Genomic DNA, 19,121 nt, shown 5'->3' with positions numbered 1-19,121 from the left:
ACAGGGAGTCGATTCTGCATTCCCACGCGGGGCGGCGACAGGGGGTTAGGAGATTTGCTCGGGTTATGTGGCGCGTCGGCTCGAGCGGACCGTCGCGGTGACGGCGATGGCCACCAGTAACGCCCCGAGGCCCAGCCCCCAGGGCCCGGGCAGCGGCGCGACCAGGCCCACCCCGCCGCCGGCGACCCAGGCCAGCTGGAGCACCGTCTCCGACCGGGCGAACGCCCCCGTGCGTACCGACTCGGGCACGTCCGACTGGATCAGCGCGTCCAGGCACAGTTTGGCCAGCCCCTGGGCCAGACCGGCGGCGAACGCACCGGCCACCACGGTCGCCGTCCCGTAGAACACGGCGGCCACCCCGCAGACCGCGGCGGCCACGCCGGTGGCCACCACGACCACGACGTCCGGCCGCACCCGGCGCAGCAGCCCGCCGACCGCCGTCCCCAGGCCGTTGCCCACGCCGAACACGGCGATCACCAGCGCGACCGACGTCCCCGGGCTGAGCCCGCCGAGTGGGTCGGTGCGCAGTCGGAAGGCCAGGAAGAGCGTGAGGAATCCGGTGAAGGCGCGCAGGGCCGCGTTGCCGCGCAGGGCCGTCGTCCCCCTGTGGCCGAGCCCGCGCCGGGCGGGCCCGGCCGCCATCGGCCGGGTCGGGGGGACGTCGTCCGCGCGTCCGGCGGCCGGCTCGCCGGGGCCCCGGGGGGCGTCCACCCAGGCGGGCAGCATCAGCGCGAGCGCGGTGCCGCCGGCGAACACGGCGAAGGCGAGGCGCAGCGTCCAGGTCGGTCCGGCGGTGGCGGTCAGCCCGGCGCCCAGCGGGGCGGCCACGATCATCGCCACCACCCCCGACAGCGACAGCCGGGCGTTGGCGGCCACGAGTTCGGTCCCGGCCGGCAGCACGCTCGGCACGGCGGCCGCCCGGGTCACCAGGTACACCTTCTGGCAGACCAGGAATCCGCACGCGGCGAGGTAGAAGCCGATGTCGACCCCGGTGTCGTTCACGCCGCCGGCCATCACCCAGGCCAGGAACGCGCGGACCACCATCGAGGCGGCCAGCGCGTACCGGCGCCCGTGCGGGGCGCGGTCGAGCAGCGGCCCGATCAGCGGGGCCAGCAGCGCGAACGGGACGACGGTCACGGCCAGGGAGAGCGCCACCCGCCCGCGGGCCGCGTCGGTGGTGACGGAGAAGAAGATCGTGCCGGCCAGTGCGGTGACCACGAGCGTGTCGGCGACGGTGGCCGCGAGGTGCAGGTAGGTCATCCGGCCCAGGCCCGACTCGCCGGCCCCGCGGGCGTTCACGACGTCCCGGAAGCCGCGGCCGGTGGCCCTTCCGGCCGCGCTCAGGCCGCGCCCGGTGGCCCGCAACGCGCGACCGGCCGCCGAGCCGGTCTTCGGGGTGAACCCGGGACCGATCGGCGGGCGGGCTGACGCGCCGCTCTGGGGTGGGCCGGGATGCACGGACCCATCTTCCCCGACCGCGCCGAGTGCGATGCGCAGGCACCGCACTCGGCGTTCAGACGGCCTCCCGAGTGCCTGGAGCCCGCACTCGGCGAGCGGTCGAGCGGCTACAGGCGCTCGAGGATGGTCGCGTTGGCCGTACCACCGGCCTCGCACATCACCTGCAGCCCGTACCGGCCGCCGGTCTGCTCCAGGACGCCGAGCAGCGTGGTGGCGATCCGGGCGCCGCTGCCGCCCAGCGGGTGCCCGATGGAGATGGCACCGCCGTTGATGTTCACCTTCGCCGGGTCGGCGCCGGTCTCCTTCTGCCAGGCCAGCACGACCGACGAGAAGGCCTCGTTGACCTCGAAGGCGTCGATGTCGGCGAGGGTCAGCCCGGCCTTGCGCAGCACCTTCTCGGTGGCCGGGATGATGGCCGTGAGCATGAAGATCGGGTCGTCACCGACCGCGGTCGCGGTGTGCACCCGGGCGCGCGGCCGCCAGCCCCGGGCAGCCGCCAGCTCGGAACTCGTGACCAGCAGGGCGGCCGACCCGTCGTTCAGCGGCGACGAGTTGCCGGCCGTGACCTTCCAGTCGAGCGGCCCGAACCGCTGTTCCCAGTGCTCACCGACGAAGGCCGGTCGCAATCCGGCCAACCCGTCGAGAGTGGTCGCGGGCCGGATGGTCTCGTCGATCTCCAGCTGGCCGACCGTGCCGTCCTCGGCGGTCACCTTGAGCGGGGCGACCTCAGCGGCGAACCGCCCGTCGCGCCACGCCGCGGCCGCCTTGGCGTGACTGGCGTGGGCGAACTCGTCGAGCTCGGCGCGGGACAGCTCCCACCGCCGGGCGATCAGCTCGGCCGCGACCCCCTGCGGGATCACCCCGCCGTCGAAGCGGGCCTTCACGCTCGGGCCGGGCACGTCCACCCACTGGCCGAGCAGGTTGCCGGAGCTGCCGATCGGCACCCGGCTCATCGACTCCACGCCGCTGGCGATCGCGATGTCGTAGGCGCCCGAGATCACGCCCTGGGCCGCGAAACTCAGCGCCTGCTGGCTGCTGCCGCACTGCCGGTCGACGGTGGTCCCGGGCACGGACTCGGGGAAGCCGGCCGCCAGTAGCGCGAACCGCGTCGTGTTGCCGCCCTGCTCGCCGACCTGGGCCACGGCGCCGCCGATCACGTCGTCGACCTCCGCCGCGTCCAGCCCGTCGACGCGCTCGACCAGGCTGCGCAGCGCGTGCGCGTGCAGGTCGACGGCGTGCACGCCCGAGTAGGCGCCTCCTGGCTTGCCCTTGGCGACCGGCGTCCTGACCGCGTCGACGATGACTGCGTCCCGCATGGTGAACCACCCCTCTAAGGTACGGACCGATCGGTCCGGGACTGATTGGTCCGATGATGCTCCCCTCGCCCGGCGGGGACAACCGGTCCGGGACCGATCGGTCCGTTACGCTGATCACGTCGGAACGGCTGGTGGTCGAGGAGGTCGAGGTGGCACGTACGGCGGCGCCCAACGCGCGGGAGCGCGTCCTGCTGGCGGCGGGTGGGTTGTTCTACGCGCACGGAATCCGCGCGGTGGGGATGCAGCAGATCATCGACGCGGCCGGCTGCGGCAAGAACCTCGTCTACGGGCACTTCCCGAGCAAGAACGACCTGGTCGCCGGGTACCTGGAGGCGGTGGCCACGTCGCGGGTCCGCTCGGCCGGCCGGGCTGTGCGGCAGGCGGGTGACGACCCGCGCGAGCAGCTGGTGGCGATGGTCGCCCAGATCGCGGCCGACGTGCGGGGCGAGGCGCAGCGCGGCTGCGCGGTGCGCAACTACCTGGTCGAGTTCCCCGACGCGGACGCGGAGACCGACCCGGCGGCCCGGGTGGCGCGGCACTTCATCACCACGACGCACGCCGAGGTCGACAAGCTCGCCGAGCGGGTCGTCGTCCAGCACGAGAGTGCCGGCCCCGCCCGGGATCTCGCCGACGCCGTGATGCTCCTGATCGACGGGCTGTACGGCAGCGCCGGGCGGCCCGACGCGGTGCGGGCCGGCGCGGCCGCGGTCTCGATGTCCCGGAAGCTCGTGGGGTTGGCCGACGAGTAGGGCATCCTGTGCGCGTGCCCAGGATGCTGACGGTCGTGACCCTCGCGGCGCTCGCGCTCGCCGGCTGCGGGGGTGGTTCCTCGGGCGGGGCCGCCGTGGCGCCGTCCGCCGTCTCGAGCCCCTCGCTCACCGCGTCCCCGTCCCCGTCCCCGACCGGGGGCGGCGGCACGATCGCCACCGGCGAGCCGGCGCCGACGAAGGCCGGCTCGGCGAACCCGCCCGCCGCGCACGTCGAGGTCCGCGACGGCAGCGACGACGAGTACCTGAGCTTCCTGACCCCGAGCGGCAACATCCACTGCGCGATCTACCCGGGCGACGACGACTTCCGCAAGGGTCTGGTGCGCTGCGACGTGTACAAGGCGACCTGGACGTTGCCGCCCAAGCCGAAGGACTGCGAGTTCGACTGGGGCACCGTGATGACCCTGGAGAAGACGCCCAAGGCAGGCCTGTGCGTGTCCGACGCGGTCGACGTCCAGGGCGCCGAGACCGTCGCCTACGGGCACGGGCTGAAATGGCACAACATCACCTGCGTCAGCCAGAAGACGGGCCTGACCTGCACGAACACCGACAACAAGAAGGGCTTCACGGTCTCCCGCTCGGCGTACACGCTGTTCTGAGGAACACCCGCGCGCTGAGAACGGTTCTCGTGGCCATGAGCGAGCGCGACTACGACGGCTACGAGGTGTTCGACCTGTACCGGCTCGGCTCGCTCTTCCTCGACATCGACGACCCGCGCAGCGCCGTCGGTCACCTCGAGGCGGCGCTCGAGCGCGAGCCCGGCGACCCGGCCATCGAGCGGCTGCTGGCCCGGGCGCTCTACCGGTTCGCGGCGCTCGGCCGGGCCGAGGAGCTGTTGCGGCGCATCGTCGAGCGCGACCCGGCCGACGTCGAGTCGACGTTCCTGCTGGGCCGCACGCTGCAGCGTCGCGGCCGGCCCGTCGAGGCCCGCACCTACCTGCGACTGGCCGCCGCGATGGACCCGAGTTACCTCTAGTAGGTCCCGGTGTGCCCCGCTTGTGGGGGTGATTCGGCCTCTGCGGAGGGTGTTTTCACCCCCACTGGCGGGGCACACCGCGGATAGGGTCGGTCGGGTGGAGTGGGTGCGGTCGACGGCTGACTTCGGTGACGTGCCGTCGTGGCTCACGCTCCTGGCCGCGCTCGTCGCCGCCGGGTACGCCCGCCGCGCCCACCGGCTGAACCGGGAGCTGGCGGAGGCCCGCGTCGAGGAACTCGTGGCCGCGGACATCGAACGTCGCGACGCCGCCCTGCGCGCCCAGGCCGAGCGGGTCGCGCTCTGGCTCGCCGAGACCGACGTGCAGGGGCGCGCCCGACTGGGGGTCGTCGTCCGCAACGACAGCGAACTGCCCATCACGCACCTGAAGGTGTTCCTCGGCCGCCGGAGCGAGGACAGCCTGAACACCGACGTCGGCGGGCCGGTCACCGTCCCCCCGCGCGAGGACGTCGTCTTCACCCTGCCGCAACTCGGTGTCGACGACCTGGAGCTCTACCAGGCCGACGCGCTCTACACCGATGCCGCCGGAAACCCCTGGCGGCGCAACACCTCAGGCGCCCTGCGCCGGGCCCCCGGCTGACCCGCCCGCCGCGCCGGAGGTGTAGGCACGCGCCTCGGGCCGAGCCCACAGACCGACCCCGATGCCGACCACCAGGGCCAGCTGCAAGCCGCCCTGGATGTTGTCCCGGTGGACCGCGACCAGGACGAACGCGACGGCGGCCGCGGCGCTCAGGGCGAGCGCGGCGTTCGACCTCCCGCGCCGGACCATCGGGACGACGACCAGCACCACTGCGGCCAGCGCGCCGGACAGCACGGCGAAGACGACGCTGCTGGTCTCGTACTGCGTCCAGACCAGCTGGTAGATCGCGGTGATCGCGAGCAGGACGCCCAGCAGGTACCCGGCGGCCTGCGCGGCCCGGACGTCGACCGGTCCGTCGCCCGTGACGTGTTCGGCCCGGCCCCGGCCGCCGTCGGCGAACCACTCCTTGACCGCCGGGAGCAGAGCCAACCCGACCGACCAGGCCAGGGCGGCGAGCACCGACAGCGCGGTGCCGGCGTCCGCCCCGGAGCTGAACCGGGTCGAGTAGTACATCGTCCAGAAGAGCAGGGCCGCGGCCAGCCCCCAGGCCAGCACCCGGCCCAGCGGGTCGCCCCGGCGGACCAGCCAGGCCACGGCGGCCGCGGCCCCCGCGACCGCCAGGAAGCCGAGCGTGCCGGTGATCCCGGCCAGGGTCGTGACCAGGCCGTTGCCCAGGGTGTCGGCCAGGCTGCGCAGGGCAGAGATGACGAAGACGAGCGCGGGAACCCCGATCAGGGCCACGACGCCCCACAGCTCCACCGGGGCGCCCCGGTAGGTCGCCTCGGAGCGCCACGGGATGGCGAGCTCGACCGGTTCCTGCGGGCCCGGCGGCGGAGGCGGCGGGAAACCCGGACCGTAGCCGGGCGGCGGACCGTAGCCGGGCTGCTGGTACCCCGGTGGCGGGTAGTTCGGCGGCTGCTGACCCGGCTGTTGAGGGTGCGGCGGCTGGTAGCTCGGCGGCACGGGCGGCATCGCCGGGGGCACCGTGGGCCCGGCCGGGCGGAACGGCGGGGGCGGCTGGTGCGGGGACGGCGGTTGCTGGGGTGCCTGGGGCGCCCCGCCCAGAGGGGCGCCGCACCGGGCGCAGAAGTTCGCCCCCGGCGTCGCAGGGGTCCCGCAGTTGGTGCAGTAGGCCGCCACGGCGCAGACCCTAGTGCACCCACCCGGGTGGGGCCCGTGCTGCATTTGCGCATGATCACGGACAGGATGAGGACCCCCGGGAACTCTCCTGGGGTGGACACAGTTGATCAGGGGAGCGGTACCTGACCAACACCCGGCTCGGAGGGCCCCACGATGGAGAGCAGCAACCCCGTTCTGTCGCGCAAGGAGTTCTCGCGCGGGGGGTACGCCACGTTCAACCCGGCGACCCCGTCGCCCGCCGACCTGCAGGCGCAGTACGACGCCCCGCCCGCCGGTCCGCTCCAGACCGGCCGGATGACCCTCGACGACGTGGTGATGCGCACCGCACTCACCCTGGGCACCGTCGTCGCGACGGCCGCGGCGACGTTCCTGTACGTGAAGCCGGGCCTGGGCATCGTCATCGGCGCGGCGATCGTCGGGCTGGTGCTGGGCCTGGTGATCTCGTTCAGCAAGACCATCCGCCCCGCGCTGATCCTCGCCTACGCGGCCATTGAGGGCGTCTTCGTCGGTGGCATCAGCTACTGGTACAACCAGTACCAGCCCGGCATCGTCGTGCAGGCCGTGCTCGGCACCCTGTGCGCGTTCGGCGTGATGCTGTTCCTGTACAAGACGGGCGTCATCCGGGCCACCCCGAAGTTCACCAAGATCCTGCTGATCGCGGCCGGCGGCTACCTCGTCTTCGGTCTGCTGAACTTCGTGCTGGCGATGGTCACCTCGGGCCGGGGCGCCTACGACATCACCGGGCTCGGACTGCTGCTGGCCGCCGCGGGCGTCGTCCTGGCCTCGCTGTTCCTGGTCCTCGACTTCGACCAGATCGAGCAGGGCGTGCGCAACGGCCTGCCGCAGCAGTACTCGTGGCTGTGCGCCTTCGGCCTCACGGTCACGCTGGTCTGGCTCTACCTGGAGATCCTGCGCCTGATCTCGATCATCCGCGGCGACTGAGCACGGCACCGCACCTCACGACGCCCGGTCGACCGCCGTTCACCACGGCATCGGCCGGGCGTCTGCGTCTGGTCGCCGTACGGCCATCCGGGTGAACGAGCCTCGCAGCGCCCGGTGATCATCGCCCCGGGTGTCCGCGACCCGCCCAGGAGGCTCACCCGTGTCACGTACCCAGGCCCGCGCGCTCGCCGTCCCGCTGATGGTGGCGGCGATCGTCGTCCCGCTCGTGACGGCCGGCCCCGCGCACGCCGGCACCCCGTTCCGGCCCACCCGGGCCAACGCCGACGGGTACGCCGTCAAGGCGGGCCGGACGCTCACCGTTGGTGGCCACGGCGTGCTGGCCAACGACTTCGGCGACCTGACCACCGTCGTGCGCAGCAGCGCGACCGCCCACGGCACGGTGAGGGTGAACGCCGACGGCTCGTTCAGCTACACCCCCGCCGCGGGCTACACCGGGCCCGACTCGTTCACGTACACGACCAGCGACGCGGTCGACCTGTACAAGACACACCTGCCGCCGCTGGCCACCGTGGGCGGAGTGCAGATCACCGGCGGGGCGTTCGGTTCGGCGTTCACCCAGGTGCCCGGCAGCCGGACGCTCTTCTACGGGCTGACCGACCGAGGGCCGAACGTCGACGGCCCGAACGGTACCAAGGTCGAGCCGATCCCCGACTTCGCCCCGGCCATCGGCCTGTTCGCGCTCGTCGACGGCCGGTCGGTGCTGCTGAAGAAGATCACCCTGAAGGCCGCCGACGGCACCCCGTACAACGGTCAGGTCAACTGCTCGGCCAGCACGGGGGAGACCATCACCGACCTGAACGGCACCGTCCTGCCCTGCACCGCGACGGGCTACGACCCCGAGGGCATCGTCGCGCTGAAGGACGGCACGTTCTGGGTCTCCGACGAGTACGGCCCGCTGATCACCCACTTCGACCGCAACGGCCGGCAGCTCGGGCGGCTCTCGCCCTTCGACGGCAGCCTGCCTCAGGAGCTGTCGAAGCGGCTGGCCAACCGCGGCATGGAGGGCCTGACCATCACCCCCGACGGCAAGACTCTGGTCGGGCTCATGCAGTCGGCGTTGAACCAGACCGGCAGCGGCGCGATCAAGCCCGCCAACGTCGTCCCGCTGCGGCTGGTCACGGTGGACCTGAGGACCGGTGCCCTGCACGAGTACCTGTACCCGCTCAGCGACCCCAAGGTGAACTCCGGGGCGGCCAGCGAGATCACCGCGGTCTCCGCGACGACGTTCCTGGTCGTCGAGCGGGACGGCAAGCTGGAACCGGGCGCGTACAAGCGGATCTACACGGTCGACATCAGCGGGGCCACCGACGTCGGGCCGGCCGCCGCGGTACCCGGCGCGGTCTACGACGGGGCGAACGGCGGCCTGCTGGTCGGTGGTCGCACCCTCGAGCAGCTGGTCGGCGACACCGACACGGCCACGGCGACCGCCACACTGGCCGGGGCCGGCATCACGCTCGGCACGAAGACCCTCACCCTCGACGTGGCCGGCCTGGTCTCGACGCTCAACCCCGACGGGGCGTTCTTCGGCCACGACAAGGTCGAGGGCGTCGCGGCGCTGAACGGGGGCACCAAGCTGGTGATCAGCAACGACAACGACTTCGGGCTGGGCGGGCTCGACACCAAGACCAACCCGTGGACCCTCCAGCCGAAGATCCTCCCCGACGGCACGCAGGACGACGGCGAGGTACTGAGCGTCGACCTCACCAGGGTCAGCGGGGCGAGCACGGCCACGACCTACACGGCCACGGTGAACCTCAAGGTCATCAAGTAACCGCGTCGGGGCGGTGTGCCAGGATCGTCCGGTGTCCGACACCGTCACCTGGCACCCGCCCCGCGCCGTCCTGGAGCTCGCCGAGCTGGTGCTGACCGGCGTCCTGCCGGAGCTGCCCGCGCCGATCGAGCTTCCCGACGAGGCCGCGGGCGCGGCCGAGGTGGTCCTGGAGGACGCCGAGGGGACGCCGGTCGCGGTCTACCGCCCGGAGACGGGGCTCCTCGAGGCGCGAAAGCCCTTCAGCCACGGGCCGGTCCGTTCCGAGCGCCGGACCCCGGCCGAGGTCGGCCTGGAGAAGCCCGTGGCGGTCGCCGTCTCGGGGTCGCTGACCTCCGCCACGGTGGAGGCCGCGCTGGCCGACGCCGGCGACACCCCCGTTCTCTGGCTCGCCCTGGTCGGCGCCGGGCGCCGCGTCGACCTCCCGGCGGCCGCGCTGCTGCGGGCGGTGCGTGAGCTGCCCGGCGCGGGTGCCGTCGTGCCGGTGGCCGTGCCCGTGCTGGCGGACGACGGCGGCCTGCTCGAGCGGGTGGCCGCCGCCTACGGGGCCGCCCGCCTCGTCGTCCCCGACCCCCACACCCAGCTGGCGGGTGAGCCGCTGCACCCGGCGTTCGTCGTCGAGCGGGAGCGCACCCTGCCGCCGCCGGACCGGCGCGGGGTGACCGTCTTCTTCACCGGGCTGTCCGGCTCCGGCAAGTCGACCGTGGCCAAGCGCCTGGTCGAGCGGTTGGAGCAGGTCCGGACGGTCTCGATGCTGGACGGCGACGAGGTGCGCCGGCTGCTGTCCGCCGGGCTCGGGTTCGGCCGGGCCGACCGTGACCTGAACATCCGCCGGATCGGGTTCGTCGCCGCCGAGGTGACCCGGCACGGCGGGCTGGCCGTGTGCGCGCCGATCGCGCCGTTCGCGCAGACCCGGGCCGTGGTGCGGGAGTGGGTCGAGGAGAACGGCGACTTCGTACTCATCCACGTCTCCACGCCGCTGGCCGAGTGCGAGCGCCGCGACCGCAAGGGTCTGTACGCGAAGGCCCGGGCGGGGGAGATCCCCGAGTTCACCGGAATCTCGTCGCCCTACGAGGTGCCCCTCGACGCCGACCTGCGTCTCGACACGTCCCGGATGAGCGTCGAAGACGCCGTGGCCGCCGTCTACGACCTCCTACTGCACCGGGGCTACCTGGGCTGACACACTGCGGGGACGTTCGTCGAAAGGATTCGGCATGGCACCTCGAGAGGGTTCCCCGCTGTCCCTGACCGCGCTCGGTCAGGCCGTCGAGGCCGGCGACGTCGACACGGTCGTCGTGGTGTTCACCGACATGCAGGGCCGGTTGCAGGGCAAGCGCGTGCACGCCCGGTTCTTCCTCGAGGAGGTGGCGCCCCACGGCATGGAGGGCTGCAACTACCTGCTGGCCGTGGACGTCGAGATGAACACCGTCGCGGGGTACCGGAACTCCTCCTGGGAGACCGGCTACGGCGACTTCTTCATCCGCCCCGACCTGGCCACGTTGCGCCGCACACCGTGGATGCCGGGCTCGGCGATGGTGCAGTGCGACCTGCTCGTGCACGGCCCCGACGGCGAGCAGGAGCTGAACATCTCGCCGCGCGCCGTGCTGCGGGGGCAGCTGGCGGCGGCCGAGGCGGCCGGGTTCGGCTGCTTCGCCGGGACCGAACTCGAGTTCCTCATGTTCCGGGACTCGTTCCAGCAGGCCGCCGACGCGGGGTACGCCGGGCTGCGCGGGTCGACCCGGTACAACGTCGACTACTCGATCCTCGGCACCGAGGACGACGAGCCGGTGATCCGGGACATCCGCAACGCCATGTACGCCGCCGGGCTGACCGTCGAGTCGTCCAAGGGGGAGTGCAATCTCGGCCAGCACGAGATCGCGTTCAAGTACGACCAGGCGCTGGTCACCGCTGACAACCATGTCGTGTTCAAGACGGCCTCGAAGCAGATCGCCTCGGCGCACGGGAAGTCGCTGACCTTCATGGCCAAGTACGACGAGCGCGAGGGCAACTCGTCGCACATCCACATGAGCCTGCGGGGGCTCGACGGTTCGCTGGCCTTCGCCGCCGGCGAGGGCGGCCGGTCCTCGGTGTTCACGAGCTTCGTGGCCGGTGTGCAGGCCACGCTGCGTGAGTTCACCCTGCTGTACGCGCCGAACATCAACTCGTACAAGCGTTTCCAGGCGGGTTCGTTCGCGCCGACGGCGATCGCCTGGGGCGAGGACAACCGGACCTGCGCGTTGCGGGTGGTCGGTCACGGCGCCGGTCTACGGGTCGAGAACCGGGTGCCGGGCGCCGACGTGAACCCGTACCTGGCCCTGGCCGGGATGCTGGCCGCCGGCCTGTGGGGCATCCGGACGCAGCGCGAGCTGGAGCCACCGCTGACCGGGAACGCCTACGAGCGTGACGATGTCGAGCGGGTACCCACGACGTTGCGTGAGGCCCGGGACCTGTTCGCCGGGTCGGGCCTGGCCCGTGAACTGTTCGGCGACGAGGTGGTCGACCACTACGTGCACGCCGCGACCATCGAACTCGAGGCGTTCGACGCGGCCGTGACCGACTGGGAGAAGCGGAGAGGGTTCGAACGTCTGTGAGCACGGAACACTCGGCAGTGCATGAGGTCCTGAACCCCGCGACCGAGGAGGTCGTCGCCTCCGTCCCGTCCCTGGGGGTCGAGGAGACCGACGAGGCGGTGGCCCGGGCCGTCGCCGCCGCTCCCGCCTGGGCGGCCGTCACGCCCGCCGAACGGGCCGGGCTGCTGCGTCGTTTCGCCGCGCTGGTCGACGAGCACCTGGAGGAGCTGGCCCAGCTCGAGGTGCGCAGCGCCGGGCACACCGTCGGCAACGCACGGTGGGAGGCCGGAAACGTCCGGGACGTGCTGCAGTACTACTCGGCGGCGCCGGAAAGGCTCTCGGGGCGGCAGATCCCGGTGGCCGGGGGGACCGCCGTCACGTTCCACGAACCGGTGGGCGTGGTCGGCATCATCGTGCCGTGGAACTTCCCGATGCCGATCGCCGGCTGGGGGTTCGCACCCGCGCTCGCCGCGGGCAACGTCGTCCTGCTCAAACCGGCCGAGCTGACCCCGTTGACGGCGATCCGGCTGGCCGAGCTGGGCCGCGAGGCCGGCCTTCCGGAGGGCGTTTTCACGGTCCTGCCCGGCCCGGGGCGGCTGATCGGTGAGCGGCTCGTCGACCACCCGGACGTCGGCAAGATCGTGTTCACCGGCTCGACCGCGGTCGGCACCCGGATCATGGCCCGGGCGGCCGCGCACGTGAAGCAGGTGACCCTGGAGCTGGGCGGCAAGAGCGCGAACATCGTGTTCGCCGACGCCGACCTGGAGAAGGCCGCCGCCACCGCGCCCTACGGCGTGTTCGACAACGCGGGTCAGGACTGCTGCGCCCGGTCGCGGATCCTGGTGCAGCGCAGCGTGTACGAGCGGTTCCTCGAGCTACTCGAGCCCGCTGTGGCCGGCGTGGCGGTCGGCCCGCCGGGCGACGAGGGCACCGAGATGGGCCCGTTGATCAGCGCCGAGCACCGGGCCCGTGTGCGCGGTTTCGTCGAGGACGCGCCAGCCCCCGTCGACGTGGCCTTCCGTGGCAAAGCGCCCGAGGGGAAGGGCTTCTGGTACCCGCCGACCGTCGTCCTGCCGCGCTCGGCGGCCGACCCGGTGTGGCGTGAGGAGGTGTTCGGGCCCGTGGTGGCGGTGATGCCGTTCGAGGACGAGGCCGAGGCGCTGAGCATGGCCAACGACTCCGAGTACGGGTTGTCCGGCTCCATCTGGACCCGGGACGTCGGGCGCGCCCTGCGGGTGGCCCGCGGCGTGGCCGCGGGGAACCTGTCCGTGAACTCGCACTCCTCGGTGCGGTACAACACCCCCTTCGGGGGGTTCAAGCGGTCGGGCATCGGCCGCGAGCTGGGCCCGGACGCCGTCCTCGCCTTCACGGAGGAGAAGACCGTCTTCATCTCGCACGAGTGAGAACCTGCGTTTGTGCATGATCGACAACGAGTTTGTGCATGATCACCAAGGAGAAGCTGTGGAGCGTTTCACCGACCGCGTCGCCGTGATCACCGGCGGCGCCGGGGGTATCGGCCTGGCCACCGGCCGCCGGCTCGCCTCGGAGGGGGCCCGGGTCGTCGTCGTGGACACCAACGCCGAGGCGGGGGAGGCGGCCGCCCAGGAGCTGGACGGCCTGTTCGTGGCCGCCGACGTGACCAGCCCCGAGGACAACGAGCGGATCTACGCCACCGCCTTCGACACCTACGGCCGGATCGACGTCGCCTTCCACAACGCCGGCATCTCCCCACCCGACGACGACTCGATCCTGGACACCGGTCTGGAGGCGTGGCAGCGGGTCCAGGACGTCAACCTGAAGTCGGTGTTCCTGGGCTGCAAGGCCGTGCTGCCGTACATGCAGCGGGCCGGCAAGGGGTCGATCGTCAACACGGCCTCCTTCGTCGCCACGCTCGGCGCGGCCACCTCCCAGATCTCCTACACGGCGAGCAAGGGCGGCGTGCTGGCCATGACCCGCGAGCTGGGGGTCCAGTTCGCCCGGGAGGGCATCCGGGTCAACGCGCTGTCACCGGGACCGGTGGCCACGCCGCTGCTGATCGAGCTGTTCGCCAAGGACCCGGAGCGGGCCGCCCGCCGTCTCGTGCACGTGCCGCTGGGCCGGTTCGCCGAGCCGGAGGAGATCGCCGGGGCGGTGGCCTTCCTGGCCAGCGACGACGCCTCGTTCATCACGGCCAGCAACTTCCTGGTGGACGGCGGCATCACCGGCGCCTACGTCACCCCGCTGTAGGACGGACCACCGCCATGGCCGCACCGCTGATCGGCATCACCACCTACCGTGAGCCCGCGCACTGGGGTGTCTGGCACGGGGTCACGACCGACCTGCTACCCGCCGCCTACGCCGACTCCGTGCGGGCGGCGGGCGGGCTGCCGGTGCTGCTGCCGTCGGTCCCGGGGGTGGAGGCCGCGCTCGCGCGGCTCGACGGGCTCGTGCTCGCCGGCGGGGCGGATGTCGACCCGGCCCGGTACGGCGCGGACGCCCACGAGCGCACGGGGGCGCCCCGGGCGCAGCGGGACGACGCCGAGCTGGCCCTGCTGGCGGCCGCCGAGGCGGCCGACGTCCCGGTGCTCGCGGTGTGCCGCGGCGTCCAGGTGCTCAACGTCGCCCGCGGCGGGACCCTGACCCAGCACGTGCCGGAACTCGTCGGGCACGAGGACCACAACCCGGCGCCCGGCGTGTACGGGCACCCCGAGGTGCACGTGCACTCCGGCACCCGGCTCGAGGCGCTGCTCGGGGCCTCGGCCGCCGGTGGGCTGAAGGTCGCCTGCCACCACCACCAGGCGGTGGAACGGCTGGGCCGCGGACTCGTGGTCGTGGCCCGCAGCTCGGACGGCGTGGTGGAGGCCGTCGAGGACCCGGGCCGGGACTTCCTGCTGGGCGTGCAGTGGCACCCGGAGGAGGGTGAGGACGGCGGGATCTTCGCCGGCCTGGTCGAGGCGGCGTCCCGGCGTCCGGTCTGAGCGGCACCGACGTGACCGAGCAACCCGAGCGAGCCGAGCGGCTGAGCCCCACGCCGGACGACGCGCAGCGCCACCTCGACCGGCTCGCCGGTCGGCTGCGGGTGATGGGCCCGCGCCTGGCCGGGCGCTCCGGCCCCGAGGCCGCCGAGCACCTGGCCGCGGTGCGCGCGGCGCTGCAGGCGGTCGCCGACCTGGCCGCCGACGGGGAGGGGCAGCCGCACCGCCCGGTGCCGGAGCTGGCCCCGCACGCCCTGGCCGACCAGGCCCTCGTCCTCGGTCACGATCTGTTGACGGCGGCCCGGGACCGGGGCGATCTGTTCCGTTCGCGCGCCGTCGAGGCCCTCGATCGCGTGTACGCGTTGTTATAGAGGGCTTGGAAGGCTGAGCCGGCCGGGTGGTGTCGGCGCCCCGCGTTCACAACCTACGCGCGTGGCGGATGCCCTCACTCGCTTGCTGTGTGTCCCGTTCGGGGTAGTTCGGCATGGTCGCCCTCGTGCGGAAAAGCGCCGATGTGTCGGGCTTTCCGGTCGCTCAGGGTCAGCGTTCCGGAGTGGGGCGCCGGCCGGGGTCCCCCGCGCGGAGCATTCGCTTTCGCTACTGCCTGCCGTCAGTCTTCTACGGAAGGTGAACGTGGACACGGAGCGGTCTGCGGGTGCAAAACGCCACGGAGGCTAAACAGATGCGTCGCCATTTCTTCAAGCTCGTGCCGCTGGCCGGCCTGTTGGCCGTCGGTGGCCTGAGCATCAGCAGTGGGCAACTGCCGTTCCTCGGCGGCTCTCAACAGGTCGCCGCCACGTCGTACCGGACGATGAGCGTCACGCTCAAGGACGGCAGCACCTCCCAGGTGCGCTGGAACGCCTGCCAGAAGACCATCACCTACGCGGTGAACCTGGCCGGTGTGAAGTCCGGCGCCAAGGCCGACACGCTGCGGATGGTGCGCAAGGGCTTCGCCAAACTGGCGGCGATCAACGGCATCTCGTACACCTACAAGGGCACCACCTCGTTCGTCCCGACCAAGGAGAACCTGGCCGCCTCGCCGGCCGAGATCGTCGTCGCCGTGGTGAACAAGGGCCGGACCGACTTCTCCTTCGCCAAGGACACCCTGGGCGTCGGCGGCGTGCTCTGGAACAGCTGGACCACGTCGAGCGGCGGCACCGGGGTGGCCGCCGTGCGCGGGTACGCGATCCTGAACGCCAGTTCCCTGCCCGGCCTGAAGAAGGGCTTCGGCGAGGGAACCACCCAGGGCAACCTGCTGCTGCACGAACTGGGCCACGTCATGGGGCTGGAGCACGTCCAGACCACGAAGAACCTGATGGACCCCGAGCTCACGAAGTACGCGCCGAACGCCTACGGCCCCGGTGACAAGGCCGGTCTGGTCGCGCTCGCCGACGGCTGCATCGACGTCCCGGGCAACCTGGCGGTCAAGGATCTCAACTGACCCGTCCGGCTGAACCGTCCCGCCGGACGGTTCAGTCGAGCAGGGACGGCGGGGCGCCCGCCCACGAGGCGCTCGCCCGCAGGTCGCGGCGTTCGAGGGGGGTCGTCGTCGCCCGAAGCCCGCCGCGGGCCAGCGCCTCCGCCGTCTCCGGGGTGGCCCCCAGCCACAGGCGCTCGACCTGCGCCGCGGCGAGGGCCCGGTCGAGCCGGCACAGCACCTGCGGGCCCTGCTCGTCACCCAGCCAGAGCTTGTTCAGCAGCATCCGCACCGTGCGGGTCCGGTCCGGCAGGGTGGCCGGCAACCGCGTGACCAGGGCCTCGTCGTCCACCCCCAGGGCGCCCAGCAGGACCACCCGTTGCACGGAGCCGGCGGGAACCCGCCTGACCAGGATCATCTCTCGCCAACGCCCCCTTCGCGGGGCGGCCGGATCCCATTGTTCGAATCGGCCCCCGTACCCCGCAGGAACATCATCCTGCCCGTTCCGCGCTGTGTCGCACGAGTCGGGGTCGGGCGGACGCGGTGCCCGGTGGCTACCGTGGGGTACGCGCAGGGAGGTGTGCGGTGAGTCGAGAAGGTCGGGCCCGTCGGGTCGCGGCGGCGGCCGTCTACGGCGGCAGCGGTCTGGGGATGCTGGGCGCGGCGATGGTCGGGCTGATCGCGGGGGAGATCAAGCTGGCCCGGCGGTGGATCGGCCAACCCTTCGGGACCGCCGGGCCCGGCGCGGACGGGGTGTACGGCGCCGGCCGGGGTGAGCCGCTGGTGCTCGCCATGCTGGGCGACTCCACGTCCGTCGGCCTGGGTGCGAACCTGCCCGGCGAGACGCCCGGGGCGGTGATGGCCACCGGGCTGGCGGCCCTGTCCGGGCGGTCCGTCGTCCTGCGGGAGGCCGGTCGGGTCGGCGGGCGTTCCGAGGAACTGGCCGGCCAGGTGGAGCGGCTGCTGACCGAGGGGCCGAAGCCCACGGTCGCGGTGATCATGATCGGCGCCAACGACGTCACCCGGCGCACCCGTCCGTCGGTCGCGGTCCGCTGGCTGGAGGGAGCGGTGCGTCGCCTGGTCGAGGAGGGGGTGGAGGTCGTCGTCGGCACCTGCCCCGACCTGGGCACGATCGAACCGATCGCCTACCCGCTGCGTTACCTGGCCCGGCGCTGGAGCCGTCAGCTGGCCGCGGCCCAGACCATCGCCGCGGTGGAGGCGGGTGGGCGCACCGTCTCCCTCGGTGACCTGCTCGGCCCCCAGTTCTCCGCCCACCCCAAGGAACTGTTCAGCTCCGACCGGTTCCACCCCTCGGCGGCCGGCTACGCCCGCGCCGCCGCGGCGATGCTGCCCGCGGTCGCGTCGGCCACCGGCTACTGGCCGACCGACGACCGCCGTCCCGACACGCGTGCCGGTGACCGGATCGACGACATCGCGACGGCCGCCGTCCACGCGGTCGACACGGCCGGCACCGAGGTCACCGGTGCCGAGGTCTCGGGCTCCGACCGGGGCCCGCAGGGCCGTTGGGTCCTGCTGCGCCGCCGCCGGCAGCCGGTGGCCCAGCCCGGGCCGGCGCCCGCCGTCCGGCCGGTCGAGGAAGCCGCCGCGAGTCCACAAGCCCGCCCGACTGTGTCCACGACCACCCCGCGGAGTGCAGCGGAGACCGGTTAGCAGGCGCTTAGCTGGGCAGAACAGTTGTGGCACCACGAACGAAGGAGTCCTCCCGTGCCCGAGGCAGTCATCGTCTCCACCGCCCGTTCGCCCATCGGTCGCGCTTTCAAGGGCTCGCTGACCAGCATCCGGCCGGACGACCTGCTCGCCCAGATGATCAAGGCCGCCCTGGACAAGGTGCCGTCGCTGGACACCAAGCAGATCGACGACATCTACGCCGGGGCGGGTGACAACTCCGGCAAGCAGGGCAACAACATCGCCCGCGTCGCCGCGGTGCTGCTCGGCCTGGAGACCGTGCCGGGTACCTCGGTGAACCGGTACTGCGCGTCCAGCGTGCAGACCCAGCGGATGGCCTTCCACGCCATCAAGGCCGGCGAGGGTGACGTGTTCATCGCCGCCGGCGTCGAGATGGTGTCCCACTACATGGGGCTGATCAACGGCGACGAGGCGCTCAACCCGATCTTCGACGAGGCTCGCGCCCGGACCGCCGCCACCTCGGCCAGCAACGCGCCGTGGACGGACCCGCGCGCCGACGGCAAGATCCCCGACGTCTACATCGCGATGGGCGAGACGGCCGAGAACGTGGCCACTCTGCGCGGCGTCAGCCGGCTCGAGCAGGACCAGTGGGGCGTCGAGAGCCAGAACCGTGCCGAGAAGGCCATCGCCGACGGCTTCTTCGCCAAGGAGATCACCCCGGTCACGCTGCCCGACGGCACCGTGGTCAGCACGGACGACGGCCCCCGGGCCGGCACCACGCTGGAGAAGCTGCAGGGCCTCAAGCCGGTGTTCCGCGCGACCGGCACCGTGACGGCCGGCAACGCCTGCCCGCTGAACGACGGCGCCGCCGCCCTGGTGATCATGAGCGACACCAAGGCCGCCGAACTCGGCCTGAAGCCGCTGGCCCGGATCGTCTCCACCGGCGTCTCCGCGCTCTCGCCCGAGATCATGGGTCTCGGGCCGGTCGAGGCCTCGCAGCAGGCCATGGCCCGGGCCGGTCTCAGCGCCAAGGACATCGACCTGTTCGAGATCAACGAGGCCTTCGCGGCGCAGGTCCTGCCCAGTGCCGAGGACCTGGGCATCGACCACGACAAGCTGAACGTGCACGGTGGCGCGATCGCGCTGGGCCACCCGTTCGGCATGACCGGCGCCCGCATCGCCACCACGCTGATCAACGGCCTGCAGACCCGGGACAAGCAGTTCGGGCTGGAGACCATGTGCGTGGCCGGCGGCCAGGGCATGGCCATCATCTACGAACGCCTCAGCTGAGGCTCCGCCTCACTGAGGCGAGGTTCGTGATCATGGAAACTTCTACTCTGGGCGGGCAGGCGCCTCGCCTCTGAGACCAGTAGAAGTTTCCATGATCACGAACGGGGAGACACAGAGGCGGCGCGCCGGTTGGGCTCGACCCGGGTGATGGGTACCGGCACGCCGCCGGTCTGTGCGGGCGCAGGTCGATGCGCTCCCGGGGCGATGTCCGGTGCGACGCGGACACATCAAGATTGTTCGGCACGCGCCTGGGCTGT

Annotated in this window: 19 protein-coding genes; 15 read left to right on the top strand and 4 right to left on the bottom strand. The window is 72.6% G+C overall.

Features of this window, described 5'->3' with window-relative positions; all coding sequences use genetic code 11:
• Positions 1 to 63: 63 nt before the first annotated feature.
• Positions 64 to 1,458, bottom strand: coding sequence for an MFS transporter (locus ACIB24_RS16450; RefSeq protein WP_398282584.1), 1,395 nt, complete (start codon positions 1,456 to 1,458; stop codon positions 64 to 66).
• 107 nt (positions 1,459 to 1,565) lie between these two features.
• Positions 1,566 to 2,774 carry a thiolase family protein gene (locus ACIB24_RS16445; RefSeq protein WP_398282582.1) on the bottom strand — a complete coding sequence of 403 codons (1,209 nt, stop codon included), beginning with the start codon at positions 2,772 to 2,774 and terminating at the stop codon, positions 1,566 to 1,568.
• 149 nt (positions 2,775 to 2,923) lie between these two features.
• Between ACIB24_RS16445 and ACIB24_RS16440 the strand changes: the two genes are divergently transcribed.
• The 4 genes from ACIB24_RS16440 (at position 2,924) to ACIB24_RS16425 (ending at position 5,115) form a co-directional block, all read left to right on the top strand.
• Entirely contained in the window at positions 2,924 to 3,523 is a 600-nt protein-coding gene (locus ACIB24_RS16440) for a TetR/AcrR family transcriptional regulator (RefSeq protein ID WP_398282580.1), read from the top strand.
• 23 nt (positions 3,524 to 3,546) lie between these two features.
• Positions 3,547 to 4,140: a DUF6636 domain-containing protein gene (locus ACIB24_RS16435; protein WP_398282882.1), complete on the top strand. Its 594-nt coding sequence runs from the start codon at positions 3,547 to 3,549 to the stop codon at positions 4,138 to 4,140.
• Between the two features lie 35 nt (positions 4,141 to 4,175).
• Positions 4,176 to 4,517, top strand: coding sequence for a tetratricopeptide repeat protein (locus ACIB24_RS16430; RefSeq protein ID WP_398282578.1), 342 nt, complete (start codon positions 4,176 to 4,178; stop codon positions 4,515 to 4,517).
• A gap of 106 nt (positions 4,518 to 4,623) precedes the next feature.
• On the top strand, positions 4,624 to 5,115 hold the full coding sequence (locus tag ACIB24_RS16425) for a hypothetical protein (RefSeq protein WP_398282576.1): 492 nt from the start codon (positions 4,624 to 4,626) through the stop codon (positions 5,113 to 5,115).
• On the opposite strand, the gene ACIB24_RS16420 is transcribed toward ACIB24_RS16425, so the two are convergent.
• Positions 5,086 to 6,255, bottom strand: a complete 1,170-nt coding sequence (locus tag ACIB24_RS16420) for a zinc ribbon domain-containing protein (protein WP_398282574.1) — start codon at positions 6,253 to 6,255, stop codon at positions 5,086 to 5,088. The two genes, ACIB24_RS16425 and ACIB24_RS16420, sit on opposite strands and share 30 nt — an antisense overlap.
• A gap of 153 nt (positions 6,256 to 6,408) precedes the next feature.
• On the opposite strand from ACIB24_RS16420, the gene ACIB24_RS16415 reads away from it, so the two are divergent.
• The 9 genes from ACIB24_RS16415 to ACIB24_RS16375 all read left to right on the top strand — a co-directional run bounded on the left by ACIB24_RS16415 (position 6,409) and on the right by ACIB24_RS16375 (position 15,951).
• Positions 6,409 to 7,197: a Bax inhibitor-1/YccA family protein gene (locus ACIB24_RS16415; protein ID WP_398282572.1), complete on the top strand. Its 789-nt coding sequence runs from the start codon at positions 6,409 to 6,411 to the stop codon at positions 7,195 to 7,197.
• Positions 7,198 to 7,357: 160 nt separating this feature from the next.
• Complete coding sequence (locus ACIB24_RS16410; RefSeq protein WP_398282570.1) at positions 7,358 to 8,989, top strand: esterase-like activity of phytase family protein; 1,632 nt, start codon at positions 7,358 to 7,360, stop codon at positions 8,987 to 8,989.
• A gap of 31 nt (positions 8,990 to 9,020) precedes the next feature.
• Entirely contained in the window at positions 9,021 to 10,166 is a 1,146-nt protein-coding gene (cysC, locus tag ACIB24_RS16405) for an adenylyl-sulfate kinase (RefSeq protein WP_398282568.1), read from the top strand.
• A 34-nt stretch (positions 10,167 to 10,200) separates the two neighbouring features.
• A complete protein-coding gene (locus ACIB24_RS16400; protein ID WP_398282566.1) occupies positions 10,201 to 11,577 on the top strand; it encodes a glutamine synthetase family protein in 1,377 nt (458 codons plus the stop codon).
• A 17-nt stretch (positions 11,578 to 11,594) separates the two neighbouring features.
• A complete protein-coding gene (locus ACIB24_RS16395; RefSeq protein ID WP_398282564.1) occupies positions 11,595 to 12,959 on the top strand; it encodes an aldehyde dehydrogenase family protein in 1,365 nt (454 codons plus the stop codon).
• Between the two features lie 16 nt (positions 12,960 to 12,975).
• Positions 12,976 to 13,782, top strand: coding sequence for a 3-oxoacyl-ACP reductase (locus tag ACIB24_RS16390; RefSeq protein ID WP_398282562.1), 807 nt, complete (start codon positions 12,976 to 12,978; stop codon positions 13,780 to 13,782).
• Positions 13,783 to 13,796: 14 nt separating this feature from the next.
• A complete protein-coding gene (locus ACIB24_RS16385; RefSeq protein WP_398282560.1) occupies positions 13,797 to 14,513 on the top strand; it encodes a gamma-glutamyl-gamma-aminobutyrate hydrolase family protein in 717 nt (238 codons plus the stop codon).
• A gap of 11 nt (positions 14,514 to 14,524) precedes the next feature.
• Positions 14,525 to 14,881 (top strand): hypothetical protein, encoded by a 357-nt coding sequence (locus ACIB24_RS16380; RefSeq protein WP_398282558.1) that lies wholly within the window; start codon positions 14,525 to 14,527, stop codon positions 14,879 to 14,881.
• Positions 14,882 to 15,192: 311 nt separating this feature from the next.
• Positions 15,193 to 15,951 (top strand): hypothetical protein, encoded by a 759-nt coding sequence (locus ACIB24_RS16375; protein ID WP_398282556.1) that lies wholly within the window; start codon positions 15,193 to 15,195, stop codon positions 15,949 to 15,951.
• A 31-nt stretch (positions 15,952 to 15,982) separates the two neighbouring features.
• Here ACIB24_RS16375 and ACIB24_RS16370 read toward each other — a convergent pair whose 3' ends face one another.
• On the bottom strand, positions 15,983 to 16,345 hold the full coding sequence (locus ACIB24_RS16370; protein WP_398282554.1) for a hypothetical protein: 363 nt from the start codon (positions 16,343 to 16,345) through the stop codon (positions 15,983 to 15,985).
• A gap of 167 nt (positions 16,346 to 16,512) precedes the next feature.
• Between ACIB24_RS16370 and ACIB24_RS16365 the strand changes: the two genes are divergently transcribed.
• Together ACIB24_RS16365 and ACIB24_RS16360 are read left to right on the top strand one after the other, a co-directional pair.
• A complete protein-coding gene (locus ACIB24_RS16365) occupies positions 16,513 to 17,598 on the top strand; it encodes an SGNH/GDSL hydrolase family protein (protein WP_398282552.1) in 1,086 nt (361 codons plus the stop codon).
• A gap of 54 nt (positions 17,599 to 17,652) precedes the next feature.
• Complete coding sequence (locus ACIB24_RS16360) at positions 17,653 to 18,864, top strand: acetyl-CoA C-acetyltransferase (RefSeq protein WP_398282550.1); 1,212 nt, start codon at positions 17,653 to 17,655, stop codon at positions 18,862 to 18,864.
• Positions 18,865 to 19,121: the final 257 nt, after the last annotated feature.

The organism is Spongisporangium articulatum, from assembly GCF_044465595.1.
GTDB lineage: Bacteria > Actinomycetota > Actinomycetes > Actinomycetales > Kineosporiaceae > Spongisporangium > Spongisporangium articulatum.
This window is presented reverse-complemented; position numbering and strand designations above follow the sequence as displayed.

Bases quoted from the DNA above. Each gene is read 5' to 3' on its own strand.
- ACIB24_RS16430 (WP_398282578.1), top strand. From the start codon at position 4,176: ATGAGCGAGCGCGACTACGACGGCTACGAGGTGTTCGACCTGTACCGG.
- ACIB24_RS16400 (WP_398282566.1), top strand. From the start codon at position 10,201: ATGGCACCTCGAGAGGGTTCCCCGCTGTCCCTGACCGCGCTCGGTCAG.
- ACIB24_RS16415 (WP_398282572.1), top strand. From the start codon at position 6,409: ATGGAGAGCAGCAACCCCGTTCTGTCGCGCAAGGAGTTCTCGCGCGGG.
- ACIB24_RS16385 (WP_398282560.1), top strand. From the start codon at position 13,797: ATGGCCGCACCGCTGATCGGCATCACCACCTACCGTGAGCCCGCGCAC.
- ACIB24_RS16435 (WP_398282882.1), top strand. From the start codon at position 3,547: ATGCTGACGGTCGTGACCCTCGCGGCGCTCGCGCTCGCCGGCTGCGGG.
- ACIB24_RS16370 (WP_398282554.1), bottom strand. From the start codon at position 16,345: ATGATCCTGGTCAGGCGGGTTCCCGCCGGCTCCGTGCAACGGGTGGTC.
- ACIB24_RS16390 (WP_398282562.1), top strand. From the start codon at position 12,976: ATGATCGACAACGAGTTTGTGCATGATCACCAAGGAGAAGCTGTGGAG.
- ACIB24_RS16445 (WP_398282582.1), bottom strand. From the start codon at position 2,774: ATGCGGGACGCAGTCATCGTCGACGCGGTCAGGACGCCGGTCGCCAAG.
- ACIB24_RS16375 (WP_398282556.1), top strand. From the start codon at position 15,193: ATGCGTCGCCATTTCTTCAAGCTCGTGCCGCTGGCCGGCCTGTTGGCC.